The organism is Aureibacillus halotolerans (assembly GCF_004363045.1).
In the GTDB taxonomy this organism is placed as follows: domain Bacteria; phylum Bacillota; class Bacilli; order Bacillales; family DSM-28697; genus Aureibacillus; species Aureibacillus halotolerans.
Map to the genome: position 1 here is coordinate 1 of NZ_SNYJ01000027.1, position 17087 is coordinate 17087.

A 17087-nucleotide genomic window follows, 5' to 3' on the forward strand; every position below is an offset into this window, starting at 1 on the left:
TCGTTGGTCAATTCGGTGGCGATGCATGGTAAATTCATTGGCGAACAGTGGTAAAAAACATGGCGAGGGTGGTAACATTGGCTGGCTGTAATCAAAAATAGCTATCATTGGGTAAACCCCGGAACTGGACTCAGAGTCACAATTTTTAAAAATCACCAAAAAAACGCCCTCGGATTAAAATCCAAAGGCACATTGATATCAATTTGCTGTGATAATATTAATCAACATCCAAGAATCTTCATGCAGGAGAAGCATTAACATTCGGTCTAGAAAATAAAAAGCAAAGTATAACCGATGTATTAGAAATTGCAGAAATCGATTAGTAATTGATTAATAATTGAGCGAATTGAATAATTCGTTCCGGTATGAAAGAGCCTCGTCTCCGGCATTATTGAACCAGCCCTCCAGCAAAAAAAGCCACCCATTATTTGAGCGACTCTCCTATCTTACTTGTTTATCTAACGTTTTTCGTTAGAGCAATCGCGCGCCAGATTACTTCAACTCCGGCAACCCAAGCTCTCTTAAAAACCGATTATGTTTTTCCTTTGCTTCATTTATATCATTTTCAATGCTGTCTAAATTCTCTTTTACATCCGCAAGGTTAATAATTTCTTCTTCCGGAGCTGTGCTTACATACCTTGATATGTTCAGGTTGTAGCCGTTCCTTTCAATTTCTTCCATGGAGACACGGCGAGAATACTTTATGTCATCATCTTTTCGATATTGATATGTGTCAACTATTTTGTCAATATGCTCTGGCAATAAGATATTTTGACGTTTCCCCTTTTCGCAGTACTCACTTGCGTTAATAAACAGCACATCATCAAATTTCTTGCACTTTTTTAGTACAAGAATACAGACTGGAATACCAGTAGAGAAAAAGAGGTTTGCCGGTAATCCTATTATTGAGTCAATATTATTGTCCTTAAGAAATTTTGTTCTTATTTTTTCTTCTGCACCACCACGGAATAACACACCATGTGGCAGAATGATTGCCATTGTGCCATTATCGCTTAAAAAGTGGAAACCATGAAGCAGAAAAGCAAAATCCGCTGCTGATTTGGGTGCCAGTCCATAGTTTTTAAAGCGAAAATCCTCGGCAAGTGTATCATTTGGATCCCAACGGTAACTGAAAGGTGGATTTGCTACAACTGCGTCACACTCCAATTTCTTGGCCGGGTTCATCTCATTGAAAATATCCCAATCATTCAATAATGAATCTCCGTGAGATATTTGAAATTCAGAATCTTTAAATCCATGCAAGAGCATGTTCATACGCGCAAGATTGTAAGTCGTGATATTCTTTTCTTGTCCAAATATCTGCCTAATGCTGTTTGGCTCAAGTTGCTTTTTAACGTTGATTAGAAGAGAACCCGAACCACAAGCAAAGTCCAGTAGATTATTAATGTACCTTTTTTTTCCTTTACTTGGGTCTTGACTATCAAGTATAACGATGCGAGAAAGGATGGTCGAGATCTGCTGGGGGGTATAAAACTCACCAGCCTTTTTACCTGATCCTGCTGCAAACTGACCTATTAAGTATTCGTAGGCATTGCCCAGCAGATCACTCTCATTAGGAAATTCATCAAGCCCCTCGGAAATTTCGGTTATAATTGAACACAGCATTGCATTGCGAGAGCTGTAATTTCTTCCTAGCTTATCAGAGTCAAGGTTTACCTCTGAGAACAATCCACGAAACGTACTGTCGAAAGACTCATTTTCTATAAATTTAAAACCAGCTTGTAATGTCCTTAAAAGGTACTCGTTTTGCGTGCGAGCTAATTCGTATATATTACTCCAGAGATACTGCGGCTGGATTACATAATGAAGCTTACGTCTCATTTGCTTTTCAAACATTGCTACTTGATCCAAATTGTTATTGTACCACATAATAAGCGGGGTCAATTTTTTACTTTCAAACAATATGAAATGATCATCGATTAATATCTTTTTTGCATTCTCTTCTAATTTTTGTTTACTAAAATATTCCGCTGCATGCTCTTTCATCACACTAATAGTCTCATCCTGCTTACTCGTAGCATAAATTTTTTTAATTTCACTCTCACAATGAAGAAAATCGCTACCAAGCTCTTTTTTTGCTGCCTGTTCATAGTTATCTGAAAGATACCTCAAGAAGAGAAAAGACAACATGTAATCACGAAAGTCGTCGGCATTCATCGCTCCGCGAAGTTTATCTGCTATAGCCCACAGGGTTGCACCTAATTTTATTTGTTGTAAATCACGCATAGTTACCACCACCTATATGTAATACAAAATTATATTTATCTTGGAGCTTGTTTAACACATTTGATAAAAGTTCTGCGTTATCAGGAACCAATTCTTTTGCCTCGTATAGGAAAACAGTTTTATGTGACAATGTATTTATTATTCGAGCTACATCATCAGTGTCATCTATTCCTATTTGTTCAAGCACATATGATATTCGCCCAACACCAAGGAAGGAGGAGACGTTTTCCAGGACTTGTCTTAGTATTGCAAAATGATAAGCATATAGCTGCTTGTCGTTTACCGCACGCTGTAACATTTGCAGTAACTCAAGATGATAAAGAAATACGTCTTTTCTACAATCCAACAATGATAGTTCATTAGAGGAATTTTTTAAAGTATGCATTTTAGTAAACTTCTTATATGAATCTGCTTTTTCGCCTTTTGTCATCCAGTTTGAAAGAATAGAAAAAAGTCCAACGTGGTGAGTTGTAATAATGATTTTTCTATTTTCATAATGATCATCAATCAAAGCCATTATTGTTGATGCTGTAATAAAGATGTTATGGTCATCTAAGCTTGAAACTGGATCATCAATAAAGAAATGACTATTTTGTTCACCTGTCCACCCTTGAACATCAAACATTGTGAGAAACAGGCACCAAATAAAAATTTGTTGCTCACCCCGAGAAATTTTTATAACCTCAGGTTGTTCTTCGTTTTCTGATTGCGTATAAAAACTAATAGAGCTAATTCCAAGCGAGGTATCAGTATGATAATTAAACTGGAAATCAAACTTTGGCTTGTATGCAACTAGCTTTTCACGAAGCTTTTCTTCATCTATTGAGGAATGATATTGATTCAGGCTGGATTTCACGAGATTCAGCTTTATTGTATCATTATTCCATACAAACAAATCTTCACTATAAGCATTATAATAAACACCGGAATGATTACCGTCGTTCATTTCTTTGGTTATATTTTTGTATTCAACTGAAAGCCGTGTCTTGCCGGTTCCATTAAAGGCAAACACTAAAATAATATTTTTTTTCAATTCAACAAGTCGCCTTGCTAGTGCCTGTACATTTTCATCTGAGATAGCACTCATTCCCCCACCTCCTCGATAGAAGGGAACAGTCCTTGCATTAAGCCTTTCTTATGGGCTTTTAGAGCTTCTATATTCTCTACTTGTGCGGTTATGCATACGTCCAATGATGAAAGACAGTCAGCGATTTGTTTTTGTTCATTTAAACTGGTGAAATCTATTGGTAATTCATGTAATACACTTCCTTTTATTCCTTTTACAATACCCCCGGTACTTTTGGAAGATAAATTATACTGAAATTTTGGTGATAGAAGAACATATTTCAGGTAAGTATTATCTAGTTTACCTTCGACGCCTCTATATTTGATGATCCTTTGTGCTAAAGCAACATTTTCGTTTTCAATTTGTGCAACATTTCCGCATGGAGCTTCTGTTGTTATTAAAACATCACCGACTTGTGGCACACCCCTTGACATGACCACATTATAGGTATTCTCGGGAATATATTCTTGTGAACACCGATAATCTAAGTATCCCATTTTTATATTTTTAGCGGTCAGCAAAAATATACCTAGATTAGATTTTTTTGGAGTTTTTCCTCTGTAATCCACATAAGATGTAACTTGTGAAAGTTTTCTCTCTTCCCACTCACCGCAACCCCTGAATTCTGGAAATCTCCATTCAGGCACAGTTTTGCCTTCGGTGGGGAATAACCTCTGCATTAAGCCCTTTTTGTGCATTTTAAGAGCTGACAATTTTTTATCCTCGGCGGTAATAAGATCGTCAAGATAGGAAAGGCATTCGGCGATTTTTTGTTGTTCTTCGTAAGAAGAATAAGGAAGAGGCATTTTCATAAAGTTCTCTGTCGATATACTGATCCTATCGTGCCTCGCTCCAGTGTTTGATACTATTTTTAAATAACTATTCCAAAGATTGGTTTTGAAATATTGCTCGTAAAATTCATTTCGAGGGTTATTAAATCGAAAAACTGTATACAATGGAGACATTATGCCCTTCCCTATTTTATTTTTGGAAATAGGGCCTACCGGTGCAGATGTTGAAATACGAGGATTATAAACGTAATCCCCCTTATCAATTACAAAATAGTTATCAATGTTGCTTTGTGTTACAATTTTTCTTTCAAAATATTCACTTTGATTTACAACGCCATCAGTAGCGGAATTTGTTAAAACTCGAGTTATAGAACAATCTTTATTTTTATCTATTATTTTAACAGCAAGTGAATTGAGAGTGGTTACTTTCCATTCTACACTTGGGTGAAACTCCGGAAACCTCAGCCACGGCACCAAAGCTTTTTTCTCTTTCTTACTCATATGCCTTTAACCCCACAATCTCACGTCCATTTGCTTGCTTTTTCAGTAACGGAATCAAATCATCCATCAATTCTAATTCTTTTTTTGTTCTGTCTCTCCAGCCAAGGCCAAGAGGCTCTAAGAGGTCACTTAACTTCTCACCATCAAAAATCATACGCTCCATTATTTTATCAACAAATGCTTGCAATGAGGACGGCTCTATATCATGTTTCTTTGCAAAAGCATTCAATTCTTTAGCTGATTTTTCCGCCTTAAATTTTTGATAGCCTTCCCTTATGGATTTTTCATCCAATCCCTTGTCTGCTTCCAAAGTGTTGATATATTCTTCTATATCTTCTCGTTCATCCATTAAATTGGAGGTTGATGATATAAGGTCAATCAACTCTTTCTTGGTCATTTTCTCCTTTTTAGGAATATCAGGATTCGTATATTTTGAAATCAGCGACATAATATAATCGTAGTCAATAATGGTAGAGGAAAACAAAACAAACTCAAAGTCGATTTGTTCGATTTCCGGCGCTTTACCCGCAATATCCTTGCCTTGCTGCGCCTTTAACCTTTGAGCAGTTTCAATATATGCTCCACGGAATGCACGCAAGTTGTCCTCAGGCATCATTTTCTCAATAATTGCTGTCTGATCTTCTTCAATATCTGTATATTGATCCAATTGCGTTTTTAGGCGCTGTATATCTTTGAATTTATCAATAAACTCTGCTCGTGCTGTATCACCCTTCAGGTTGCTTACTTCTTCCGATCTGCACTCCAACCCATGTGATACCATGAATTTTTCCAGCTCGGCAACAGCCTTGTCCAATTTTTTAACCATTGCAGGAGCCGGATCAACTAGCCAAATTTCTTTTACTTTCTCGCTGCTTTCTGTACCAGAAAAGAGTTTAATCGCATCATCGACCTCATTTTCGAGCCCTCTAAAGTCTATAATGTTGCCATATGGCTTTGTGGGATTTAGAACACGATTTGTTCTTGAGAAAGCCTGAATTAAGCCGTGCTGCTTTAAGTTTTTATTAACATACAGAGTATTTAAATACTTAGAATCAAAACCAGTTAACAGCATGTCCACAATAATAGTAATATCAATCTTGTTTTTGTGCGGATAATCTGCATTCGTAAATTGTTGGTCTTTAATACGCTTTTGAACATCCTGATAATACAGGTCAAATTCGTTTATGTTATGGTTCGTGTCAAATTGAGTGTTGTAATCATTTATAATAGCTTTAAGAGCTGCTTTTTTCTTGTCGGGCTCCTGCTCATTGTCGGCTTTTTCTTGTACAAGGTCTTCTTGAAGCTGTTTCACATCTTTATTGCTCTCAGCGGGCGGAGAAAAGACGCAAGCAATATTTAGTGGATTAAATTTTTCATTGCCACTATTCTTGAGTTCTTCTTGCATAATTTTAAATAGCTCAAAATACTCAATTGCGTCATTAATCGAAGATGTTGCGAAGAGTGTATTATACCGTCTGTTATATGTTGCTGCATCATGCTTTGATAAAATTGCTTCGACAACTGCTTGCTTATATTCCTTAGAGGAAGTGGATACTTTCACAGCCTGCTTATCATCTTCTGGTTTGAAATAATCGATATGAAAACGCAATACATTACCATCGTCAATTGCATTTGTTATTGTGTAGGCATGAAGTTCCTGCTGAAAAACATCTTTTGTTGTTTTGTAAGAGCCAACGGTGCCATCAATTTTCTTATATGTGGAGTTTTCTTCGAAAATCGGTGTTCCGGTAAAGCCGAAGAGCTGTGCTTTTGGAAAAAAAGTCTTTATGGCATCATGGTTATCTCCAAACTGGGAACGATGGCATTCATCAAAAATAATTGCCAGTCGTTTATCCCGGAGTTTCTCTAATCTTTCTTTAAAGGTGAGTTCACCTTTTTTCTTTTTCTCTTGGTTACGTCTACTGTCCTCATCAAGGGCTAATCCAAGCTTTTGGATGGTAGTAACAATCACTTTGTCTTTATAGTCGTCAGAAGTAAGTCGCATTACCAAACTTTCGGTATTTGTGTTTTCCTCAACGCAGCCCTCTTGAAACTTATTGAATTCTAAGCGTGTTTGTCTATCGAGGTCTTTTCTATCCACGACAAATAAACATTTTTCAATTTCAGGATTATCCTTTAAAAGTGTAGATGTTTTAAAAGAAGTGAGCGTTTTTCCACTTCCAGTAGTATGCCAAATGTAGCCATTGCCACGATTTTGTTCGATGCAATCCATAATCGCCTTAACAGCATAAATCTGATAAGGACGCATAATCATCAGTTTTTGTTCGCTTACAACAAGAACCATATATCGGCTAATTAACTGCCCAAGGGTGCATTTGAGTAAAAATCTATCTGCAAAGTCATACAGATTCGTTATTTTTTTATTTTTCTCATCTGCAAACTCATAAATTGGCAAAAATCTCTCATCTGCATTAAAACAAAAGTGTTCTTTATGGTTATTGGCAAAATAGTATGTGTTTGTTTCGTTGCTTACGATAAATAGCTGCATAAAACAAAGAAGCGAATTGGTGTATCCATTGCCTTGATCATTTTTATAATCTACAATTTGCTCCATTGCTTTTTTGGGTGTAATTTGTTGAGCCTTTAATTCAATTTGAACAATAGGAACACCGTTAATAAGAATAATAACATCATAACGGTGGTTACTGTTGTCTGTATTGATACGTAACTGTTTTATCACTTCAAATTCATTTTTACACCAATCTTTGATGTTTACGAGAGTGTACTGAAGAGGTATGCCGTCATCACGTTTGAAAGTGTTGATTTCTCGTAACGTTTTTGCGGCCACAAATACATCTGCAGTGATAATGCTGTCCCTAAGACGTGCAAATTCAGAATCGCTTAATTTAACACGATTCAATCTCTCAAAATGTTCTCTGAAATTAACCTCAAGAGACACTTTATCTCGAATGTCTTCTCGATATGTGTACTTTAAATCTTGTAGTATTTGAATGAAGTTTACTTCAATTTGCTTTTCAGATTTCATATTTAATCTCCTCATGTCTCCAAGGACTCAGAACTTACATTTCTATTTTTTAAAAGCTCGATTAAAGCATGAAGAACATCCGATTTGGTTTTGAAAGGTTAATCTCCTGACAATTCACCAGCATAAAACCAACATGAAGTTCGCGTGCAAGTCTCTCTTGAGAGAAACCTAAATCCAAACGCGCAGTCTTAATTATTCCGCAAAGTACCATAGTATAAATATCTATAGTACATTTTATCATATCCTATCAACTACAGTAAGAGCACGATTTAGGCATTTAAACCAAAGGGGAATTTCCCGTATACTTATTGTTTACTCGAATTGCCCTTTTCGTACTATGTGGGTGACAATTTTGAAGCTGATTTATGAAGCGATGAGGAGTAAATGGTTGAGGCACGGCTCATTTTTTCCGGAGGGCTAGTTAAATAATCACCGGAATGGCGGCTCTTTTTAACCGTAATATTCAGTGAATAGAGTAAATTATAAAAGCCTGTGGTAAAGAGTAGCCGCAGGCATCTAACTGTTATTATTGCAGAGCCATGGTCACTGGTAATTAACCAATAACCTGCTCATTCTTTCATAATAATTTTCAAATCAATCTCAATACCATCCTTAGCGAAAATGATATTGTCAATGAATTCATGCAGAATATCATTTGCTTCATTTTCAGGAATGTTGTCACCATGCATTAGAAACCGTCTCATGTTTTCAAGGTGAGCAGAGACCTTATCTTGTTCTGACATACTGTTCTCTGCTGTCATGGTTTCGATCTGTTCTTCAAGTGATGCGATCTGCTCCTTAAAGGATGCAATTTGCTTTCGAGCCTCATCATTTGTAAAGATTTCCATAATGAATTCTTGCTGCACTCATTTAATGTCCTTGTTTAGCTTCTCGATGTGCTTTTCTTTTTCCTTACGCTTGATCTCTTCATCAAAATTCTGTATCTCATCATCTGTCATGAGATGGACGTATTTTTCAAGCTGATCGACATATTGGGCAAAGTATTCATGGAAGAGGGTTCTAAAGTAATCAACGTATGCCCACCATTCGTGCATGTGGTGTATGTTCCATCGTCTTTGTATGTCCGTGCCCTACAGCTTGTAATTCTCTTCTTACCATGAGCATTTTGAAAATCGCATTAAGGACTTACCTCGCCAATCCGACGCTTTTGACATGCCTTCTTTCTCCTTAGGAAACTTGATGATTACGTATTTGAAAGAAGAAGATCCTGAAGATAAATGGGAACAATTTGACGCATTCAACAGCTCGGCTGTAAATGCCCCTCTTCTAGGCTTCCACTTCGATGATACAAATGTGAAAACAGAACTTGCAGCAGTGAAGAACGTGAAAGAAGAATTTATCGGACCACTGTATACAGGCTCCGTTGATCCAGAGGAATTCGTTCCACAGGCCATTGAAAAAATGAAAAATGCAGGCCTTGATGTAGTCATGGAAGAAGCTCAGCGTCAGCTTGACGAGTGGGTTGCAGCGCAAAAATAATGCAGCAATTAAAAAGGCGAGGATCGCTTCCCAGCCTTTTTTCTTCAATTCGAATTAAGGGCACTATATAAAACAATAAAATGATATACTTTAGGTATCTAATAACACCTAAATGATATATCAACTGGAGGCAACGATGAAGAAAACGGCACATCTTATTTCACACACGCATTGGGACCGCGAGTGGTATATGCCTTACGAATACCATCATATGCGGTTAATTGACGTTATGGACAGCCTTTTGGAGACATTGGACAAAGGGAAAGGGTATGAAAGCTTTCACCTTGATGGCCAAACCATTATGCTTGAAGACTACTTTCAGGTCCGTCCTGAAAAACGCGAACATGTCACACAATACATAAACGCGGGTCGGATTCATATTGGTCCATGGTACATTTTGCAGGATGAATTTCTGACAAGCAGTGAAGCAAACCTACGAAACTTGCAAATTGGGCATCAGGATGCAAATGCCTATGGGAAAATCTCAAAGCTTGGGTATTTCCCGGATTCGTTCGGCAACATGGGACAAGCTCCCCAAATTTTAAAGCAGGCTGGCATTGATACCGCTGCGTTTGGACGTGGCGTTAAACCAACGGGCTTTAATAATACCGTCAGTGATGGAAATTTCGAATCGCCTTATTCAGAAATGATGTGGGAAGCGCCAGATGGCTCACAGGTCCTTGGCATCCTCTTCGCGAACTGGTATTCAAACGGAAATGAAGTCCCTACTTCGGAGGAAGAAGCAAAGGTATATTGGGAGGAAAAACTAAAAAGCGCAGAACGATTTGCGTCCACAAGTCATCTCCTTTATATGAATGGGTGTGATCATCAGCCGATTCAAACGGACTTGCCTGAAGCGATTGAAACGGCGAATGCCCTCCTCCCAGATTTGGACGTTGTGCACAGTGACTTTGATCGCTATATCGAAGCAATGAAAGCTGAGCTTCCAGACGATTTAACAACAATCAAAGGGGAACTTCGCAGTCAGCAAACAGACGGCTGGTATACACTTGTGAATACAGCCTCTGCGCGCGTATATCTAAAGCAGATGAACCAACATGCGCAAACCTTGCTTGAGAAAAGTGCTGAGCCATTTGCTGTGATGGCGAGCTCTGTCGGCTACGACTATCCACAGCATAAGTTTACGTATGCCTGGAAAACACTCATGCAAAATCACCCGCATGACAGCATTTGTGGATGCAGTGTGGATGAAGTTCACCGTGAAATGGTCACACGCTTTGACAAAGCGACACATGTCGCTGAGACGATTGTGCAGGAGAGCTTGTCTGCACTTGCCAGCCACACCGATACGTCCAGCTTCAACTCCTTTGACCATTCGTTGCCGTTTATTGTCGCCAATGGGTCAGGCGATGAAGCGTCAGGGATCGTCACTGTAAAGCTCGAAGCAGCCACTTGGCCATTTGCGAACGGTGGACCTGGCAAATCAGTGAATGAAATGAAAGCTTATACACTCCCTACTTTCTCGCTTGTTGATTCTGAAGGGAACACCGTGGAGGCAACCATTATTGATCTAGGTGCTCATTTTGATTACGACTTACCGACCGACCGCTTTCGTCAGCCGTATATTGCTAGACATGTAGAAGTCACATTTGAGGCAGAAGCCGTGCCTGCCTTTGGAACAAAAGCATTTTCACTTGTTGCTGCGGAGAAGACAGAAGCAAGCAAGGCCACCCTCCTTTCAGCGAGCAACACGCTCGAAAATGACTATGTTCGCGGTGTTGTTGAAGAAGATGGCTCTCTTACGTTGACAGACAAAGTGACAGGAAACGTTTATAAGGATCTTGGGGTCTATGAAAACAGTGGAGATCTTGGGAATGAATACATTTACAAACAGCCTGAAGGGGAAACGCCACTCACTACGAAAGGCGTTCAGGCATCCGTATCGGTCGTTGAGGATACGCCGTACCGTGCGGTCATTGAGGCGGTTCATGCGTTCGAAATACCGGTCAAGGCAAACGAAACGCTCGACGTTGAAATTCAGGAACTTGTTGAGTTTCGTCATCGCAAAGCACAGCGAGTTGAGGACAAAGTGACGCTTGCGATTCACACACAATATATCCTTGAGAAAAACGGCAAAGGTGTACGCATTCGTTCTTCGTTTGACAATACAGCTCAGGACCACCGCTTGAGAATGCTTTTCCCTACCGATATTGAGACAGATGAGCATTTCGCTGATTCAATTTTTGAAGTCGCCAAGCGTTCCAACGTGCCTGAAAAGGAATGGGAAAACCCAAGCAATTGCCAACACCAACAAGCCTTTTGTGCCGTTTTAAAGGAAGAGCGTGGACTCACGGTCGCCAACAAAGGGTTAAATGAATACGAGATTCTTCAAGATGGTCGAAACACGTTAGCCGTCACACTCATTCGTTCTGTTCGTGAGCTTGGGGATTGGGGTGTCTTCCTCACTCCAGAAGCCCAATGCCAGGGAGCTCACAGCACTGACATTATGGTGATTCCGCATACGGAAGCGACGGCAACCGCTGCATACGGGGCTGCCTATCAATTTCAGTCTTCTTTATTCACTGCGCAAATTCGTACGACAGTGAGCGCGACATTGCCAGCAGTCACAAGCCCACTTTCTTGGGAAGGTCATGGTCTTTTACCGACGTCTCTCAAGCAGGCGGAAAACGGTGATTGGATGGTTCGTTGGTACAACCCAACCTCAGAACAGATCACTCTTACTACATCAGTAGAAGGAAGAGCGCTTTATGTGTCGAATGTGCTTGAAGAGCGAACAGAAGAAACGAACAAAGAACGCTTGTCGAAAGTGGTTAAACCATATGAGATTGTTACATTCGGAAGCAACTCGCTTCGCTAAAACAACGATGATAGAACGAAAGGAGATTTACAATGACAGCCATTCCTGCATCTATGCAAAAATTAATTGAAGAGGTAAAGACCCATTTTGCCGACCAACCTAAGCTTGGCAACATGTTTGAAAACTGCTTTGTGAATACGTACGAGACAACACTCAAACCTCACGAGGATGGAAAGACTTTTGTCATTACTGGCGACATCCCGGCCATGTGGCTTCGTGATTCTGCTGCTCAGGTTCGCCCTTATCTGATTCTCGCTGAAGAGGATGAGCATTTTGCAAAGCTCATTGAAGGCGTTGTGCGCAAGCAGTTCGAATACATCGTTCATGATCCTTACGCCAATGCCTTTAACGAGACTGGCAACGGCAAAGGACACCAAGGCGACGTGACCGACATGACCGACTGGATTTGGGAGCGCAAATACGAAATTGATTCGCTTTGTTTCCCAGTCCAGCTCGCCTACCTTCTTTGGAAATCAACTGGCTCAACAGCTCATTTTGACAACGACTTCAAAACCGGCGTTGAAAAGATTATCAACCTGTTTCGTGTTGAGCAGTACCATGAATCAAAATCGCCTTATCGTTTCGTGCGCCACGAAGGTCGCCATAACGATACGCTGAGCCGTGATGGCAAAGGCTCCTTGGTTAAAGAAGGCATCGGCATGACATGGTCGGGCTTCCGTCCAAGCGACGATGCTTGCACCTATGGATACCTCGTTCCTTCAAACATGTTTGCCGTCGTCATCCTTCGTTATCTAGAAGAAATTGCGACCACCGTCTTGAACGACAGCACATTGGCAGAAGACGCGCGCGTTCTTGCCAATGAAATTGACAACAGCATTCAAGCGCATGCCGTCATCCCTTATGAGGGGTATGAAAGTGTCTATGCCTATGAGGTGGATGGCTTTGGTCAATTCAATTTCATGGATGATGCGAACGTACCGAGTCTACTCGCTGCACCGTATTTAGGCTACTGTAACGCGGATGACAAAACCTATCAGAACACAAGACAGTTTCTATTAAGCCATGGCAACCCAACGTACTATGAAGGCAGTGTCGCCAAAGGCATCGGAAGCCCGCACACACCGCCTCAGTACATTTGGCATATCTCGTTGGCCATGCAAGGGCTGACGAGCACAAGTACAGAAGAGCGAAATGACTTGCTCGAAACCTTCCAACGCACAGATGGCGACACCAATTTAATGCACGAAGGCTTCAACGTCAACGATCCAGCACAATTTACACGTCCTTGGTTCTCTTGGGCAAACTCCATGTTCAGCGAATTCTTACTCAGCTGCATGGGAAAAGAAGTAAAGAAATAAGCGACAATTAAAACAGCCGATTCTCACCTTTTCCATTTAGCTTTTCAGTGATCGGATATAGCGTTTCATACGTCCTTTTAATGACTCTACAGGATAGCCCTGCTTGCTTCGATGAGGCAAGCAGGGCTTATTTTACGTTTCAACCAAGACTCCCTATTTCTGGTATACTTGCCAAAACAGACATGGGAGATGATGGCATGAACCAATGGAACGCGCAGTTGTATGACAGCAAACATCAATTTGTTTCAAACTATGGCGAATCATTACTCAAGGTTCTGGACGCACAGCCTGGCGAACACATTTTAGATGTCGGCTGTGGTACAGGCGATTTAACGCAGACTATTGCTGATGCAGGTGCTGCTGTTACAGGAATCGATGCCTCAGCAGACATGATACAGAAAGCGAAAAGCAAGTATCCTGCGTTATCATTTGACGTCGCCGATGCTCAACAGCTTTCATATGAAAATGCGTTCGATGCGGCTTTTTCTAACGCTGCATTGCATTGGATGCGTTCTCCTCAAAACGTATTGACCGGTGTTTTTGACAGCCTCGTTCCTGGTGGACGTTTCGTCGCTGAATTCGGTGGCAAAGGCAACGTTCAAACAATAACAAAAGCTCTCTTTGAACAATGTGCTGCGCACGGTCATGCAGAAGCGCGGTCACCTTGGTATTTCCCGAGCATCGGCGAATATAGTCACCTTATGGAATTGATTGGATTTGATGTTCACTTTGCCCATTTGTACGATCGACCAACCCCACTCCAAGGCGACGAAGGACTCAAGTCATGGCTCCACATGTTTGCCGACGGTATCCTTGCCAGCATAGATTCCCCAACAGTTGACGCTATTTTAAACGCGACCGAAGAACAACTACGACCAACACTCTTCCAGAATGGCGAATGGGTCGCGGATTATCGCCGTCTACGCGTTGTCGCTTTTAAACCAAACCATTAGAGATGACTCCGACTTCTTTGAGGAGGTGTATCCATGGGCATTGTCATTGCCATTCTCGGCATTCTTACGTCCGGACTTTTCCTTGTTTTCTGGAGAACTTCAGGGATGGAAGACAGTGAGGGAGAAAAGAAATGAGGATTAGGCAGCGGTTGGCTTTTATTAGTGACCGCTTTTTTTCTATTCATTTGTTTTTGAGATAGTTCTTGCAGCAATCCTTTAAATGAAAAGATAATGGACTTCCAAATGTAAGGTGTGAAGTTGAGCCTGAAATTCATTGTTGGGGTTTCTTTTATACAAGCTGCCATACGCTCGCTTTCACCCTAAAGGGTACAAGTGCATCATCGACTCAAAAAGACTTCGTCGTGATTTCTTTGCCGCTGGAGTCTCGCTAGTCGCTGCTTTTGGTGAACTCATTTTATAATGTGACATGATAAAAAGGATTCAGCTAGTGATTTAGAGCGTAGAAATTTGCTTAGTTACTAAATGGCGATCTTTTTATAAATACAGGATTGAGAGCTTGGGCAAAGTTGAAGATGTTTTTGCACTGCGAAAGTTACCTAAACATAAGCCCAGCCCTGCATCAATACTGCACTAGGTGATTCAGCTTGCATGAAACGATACACTTACTTATCTTGTTTGGTTGCGAAATGCCTTTACACGCTTTCTTAATCGTTATATGAGACCGAGATAAAATAAAATCAATTTACGCAGAAACAAACATCAGCGTAGTCAACATACGCAGACTCCTGCGGGAATAGCGCGAGCTGAAGATCCCGCAGGAAAGCCGCTTTTGCTTTCCGAGGAAGCTGAAGCCGTGCCCGCGGAAAGCGAAGTATTTTGACGAAGCGGTCGTGATTTCTTTGCACCTTGAAGGGCATAAGGGCAACATCGATTCGAAAGTACTCACCTTGCAGTAAGCGATAAATGTAATTTTTGCTCTGCGAAAGTTGTCTTTGAACCCACTCAAAAACGATGCAGATCCTTCCAGAGCTTTTAATAGTATTCAAATCTAGTTCTTGACTATCACGTTAGGTCATAGTGCATAATTCTATTGAATTCATCACTAGGAGTGAGAGATATGAACATAAAAACATTGCGATCTGACCAAATTTATCAAAAAGTTGCCCAAGCGCCTCCCGAGCATAAGCTTGAATTATTCAGAAATGAATTGTTGGCTCCCTTTATGAAACAATGGCAAATTCAACAAATCCCATTTAGAGCTGAAGAGGAGAATGGTTTTGATGTTGTCACGTTTAATAATATGATGCACCGCTCCCCAGACCAGATTACCCAACAGCTTTCACCTGAGATTGAGCTGATTTCGGACGAATCATTTTGGTTAGAGTGTGAGCATACTGTGAAGAAAAGCCTAAATCTATTTATCGAACATGGAATACGTCTTCCCGAATCCGACTATTTGTTTACCATTCAACTAGGGAATCCCGAAAGCCGGGCCTTAACACTAAACGAAGGCTATAGCGGCTTTGGGGGCATTCCTGGGTTTATCTGGGGCACACTTTTGCCGAATGAGTACACGATTCCTCGAATGAAGGCTTCTCTGGCGCACGAATGCAATCATAATGTGCGCTATCAATTTATTCAGTGGGATCACACCGTTCATTTGGGCGAGCTCATGGTAAGTGAAGGATTAGCTGAAAACTTTGCGACGATTATGTTTGGAGAAGAATTTCTTGGCCCTTGGGTGACGAAAACAAACGCAGAAACACTTAATAGTCACATAAAGCCTGTGCTTAGAGAAAAATTGCACGTCACTGGATTTGATAAATTTGCTCCGTATCTTTACGGTGATGAGATCGCAAAACTGCAAAACTTTGAACCTGTCAATATGCCTTATAGCGCTGGCTACGCCTGCGGATATTATCTAATCCAATACTATTTAAGAAAAACAGGAAAAACGATTTTTGAGGCCACAATAACCCCTTCTTCTCAAATATTAGACGAGGTAAAAGGATTTTGGGATGAAGAAACAATTATTGGCAGTTAAAGATATTGTCCAGATTACAGGCGTTACAGTCCGGACCCTGCACTATTACGATCGAATTCATTTATTTAAACCGACACATCTGACAGAAAAAGGGTATCGTCTCTATGATCGAAGCAGTTTGGAAAAACTTCAAACGATTTTATTTTTGAAGGAACTGGATTTTTCCTTGAACGACATTGCGGACATTTTAAAGTTAACAAGGCAAGAACAAAAAGAAATAGTAAAGAAGCAGAGACAAACCTTATTATTGAAAAAACAAAGATTAGAAACAATTATGGGAGCTCTTGAAGAATATGTTGCGGGAAAAAATATAAGTCATTTGCAACTTTTCAACAGCTCTTCCGTTTTGCCATTGAAAGAACAATATGAAAATGAGGCGAGATTCATTTATGGTGAAACAGAATCGTATAAAGAGTTTAGTGAAACGTTGGAAAACTTATCATTAGATGAAAAAGACGAACGTTTTCAATCCATGGAGGAACTATTCAAAGATATTGCGTCTTGTGTTGATCAGCCTCCTTCCTCCGATCACGTTCAGAGACTAATTGAGGAATGGAAAAATAGTTTAATGCAATTCATGACATGTGATGACGAGTTACTCGCTTGCATTGCCCACACCTACAAATTCGATTCGCGTTTCAAAAACTACTTTAATCAATATGGCGATGGAGATGTAGCAGATTTTCTTTACAGTGCAATCATGCATCATATTCATCGGTGAGTTTTCATTAAAAGCGAGCGGGCTAAGCGAGACCTTACACGGCACGAAACACCAGAAAAAGCTTGCAATTAAACGAATGACCTCTAGCATGAAGCACGTAACAATAAAGTATTCTTTGCTTTTCATACCATTTCACCG

General features: G+C 40.3%; 12 protein-coding genes. 6 read left to right on the forward strand and 6 right to left on the reverse strand.

Annotated features, from left to right (window positions below):
- Positions 1-492: 492 nt before the first annotated feature.
- From EV213_RS19450 to EV213_RS19480, 6 genes are all read right to left on the reverse strand, one after another.
- Positions 493-2247: a type I restriction-modification system subunit M gene (locus EV213_RS19450; RefSeq protein ID WP_133582244.1), complete on the reverse strand. Its 1755-nt coding sequence runs from the start codon at positions 2245-2247 to the stop codon at positions 493-495.
- Entirely contained in the window at positions 2240-3334 is a 1095-nt protein-coding gene (locus EV213_RS19455; RefSeq protein ID WP_133582245.1) for an AAA family ATPase, read from the reverse strand. Before EV213_RS19455 ends, EV213_RS19450 begins: the two co-directional genes overlap by 8 nt.
- A complete protein-coding gene (locus EV213_RS19460; RefSeq protein WP_133582246.1) occupies positions 3331-4605 on the reverse strand; it encodes a restriction endonuclease subunit S in 1275 nt (424 codons plus the stop codon). Before EV213_RS19460 ends, EV213_RS19455 begins: the two co-directional genes overlap by 4 nt.
- A complete protein-coding gene (locus EV213_RS19465; protein ID WP_133582247.1) occupies positions 4598-7612 on the reverse strand; it encodes a type I restriction endonuclease subunit R in 3015 nt (1004 codons plus the stop codon). Before EV213_RS19465 ends, EV213_RS19460 begins: the two co-directional genes overlap by 8 nt.
- A 569-nt stretch (positions 7613-8181) precedes the next feature.
- On the reverse strand, positions 8182-8478 hold the full coding sequence (locus tag EV213_RS19475) for a hypothetical protein (RefSeq protein ID WP_133582248.1): 297 nt from the start codon (positions 8476-8478) through the stop codon (positions 8182-8184).
- The gene (locus EV213_RS19480; protein ID WP_133582249.1) at positions 8479-8667 is read right to left on the reverse strand and encodes a hypothetical protein; all 189 of its coding nucleotides are present in this window, start codon (positions 8665-8667) and stop codon (positions 8479-8481) included.
- A 145-nt stretch (positions 8668-8812) separates the two neighbouring features.
- Here EV213_RS19480 and EV213_RS19485 point away from each other — a divergent pair, with 145 nt between their 5' ends.
- The 6 genes from EV213_RS19485 (at position 8813) to EV213_RS19510 (ending at position 16949) form a co-directional block, all read left to right on the forward strand.
- Complete coding sequence (locus EV213_RS19485; RefSeq protein WP_341770364.1) at positions 8813-9112, forward strand: DUF3502 domain-containing protein; 300 nt, start codon at positions 8813-8815, stop codon at positions 9110-9112.
- Positions 9113-9248: 136 nt separating this feature from the next.
- Entirely contained in the window at positions 9249-11951 is a 2703-nt protein-coding gene (locus tag EV213_RS19490; protein WP_243740289.1) for an alpha-mannosidase, read from the forward strand.
- Positions 11952-11983: 32 nt separating this feature from the next.
- A complete protein-coding gene (locus EV213_RS19495) occupies positions 11984-13270 on the forward strand; it encodes a glycoside hydrolase family 125 protein (RefSeq protein WP_133582252.1) in 1287 nt (428 codons plus the stop codon).
- Between the two features lie 197 nt (positions 13271-13467).
- Entirely contained in the window at positions 13468-14223 is a 756-nt protein-coding gene (locus EV213_RS19500) for a class I SAM-dependent methyltransferase (RefSeq protein ID WP_243740290.1), read from the forward strand.
- Positions 14224-15301: 1078 nt separating this feature from the next.
- Positions 15302-16228: a DUF2268 domain-containing putative Zn-dependent protease gene (locus tag EV213_RS19505; protein WP_133582253.1), complete on the forward strand. Its 927-nt coding sequence runs from the start codon at positions 15302-15304 to the stop codon at positions 16226-16228.
- Entirely contained in the window at positions 16203-16949 is a 747-nt protein-coding gene (locus tag EV213_RS19510; protein WP_133582254.1) for a MerR family transcriptional regulator, read from the forward strand. Before EV213_RS19505 ends, EV213_RS19510 begins: the two co-directional genes overlap by 26 nt.
- The last annotated feature ends 138 nt before the right edge of the window (positions 16950-17087 follow it).

Bases quoted from the DNA above. Each gene is read 5' to 3' on its own strand.
- EV213_RS19450 (WP_133582244.1), bottom strand. From the start codon at position 2,247: ATGCGTGATTTACAACAAATAAAATTAGGTGCAACCCTGTGGGCTATA.
- EV213_RS19455 (WP_133582245.1), bottom strand. From the start codon at position 3,334: ATGAGTGCTATCTCAGATGAAAATGTACAGGCACTAGCAAGGCGACTT.
- EV213_RS19460 (WP_133582246.1), bottom strand. From the start codon at position 4,605: ATGAGTAAGAAAGAGAAAAAAGCTTTGGTGCCGTGGCTGAGGTTTCCG.
- EV213_RS19465 (WP_133582247.1), bottom strand. From the start codon at position 7,612: ATGAAATCTGAAAAGCAAATTGAAGTAAACTTCATTCAAATACTACAA.
- EV213_RS19480 (WP_133582249.1), bottom strand. From the start codon at position 8,667: ATGCACGAATGGTGGGCATACGTTGATTACTTTAGAACCCTCTTCCAT.
- EV213_RS19485 (WP_341770364.1), top strand. From the start codon at position 8,813: ATGATTACGTATTTGAAAGAAGAAGATCCTGAAGATAAATGGGAACAA.
- EV213_RS19490 (WP_243740289.1), top strand. From the start codon at position 9,249: ATGAAGAAAACGGCACATCTTATTTCACACACGCATTGGGACCGCGAG.
- EV213_RS19495 (WP_133582252.1), top strand. From the start codon at position 11,984: ATGACAGCCATTCCTGCATCTATGCAAAAATTAATTGAAGAGGTAAAG.
- EV213_RS19500 (WP_243740290.1), top strand. From the start codon at position 13,468: ATGAACCAATGGAACGCGCAGTTGTATGACAGCAAACATCAATTTGTT.
- EV213_RS19505 (WP_133582253.1), top strand. From the start codon at position 15,302: ATGAACATAAAAACATTGCGATCTGACCAAATTTATCAAAAAGTTGCC.
- EV213_RS19510 (WP_133582254.1), top strand. From the start codon at position 16,203: ATGAAGAAACAATTATTGGCAGTTAAAGATATTGTCCAGATTACAGGC.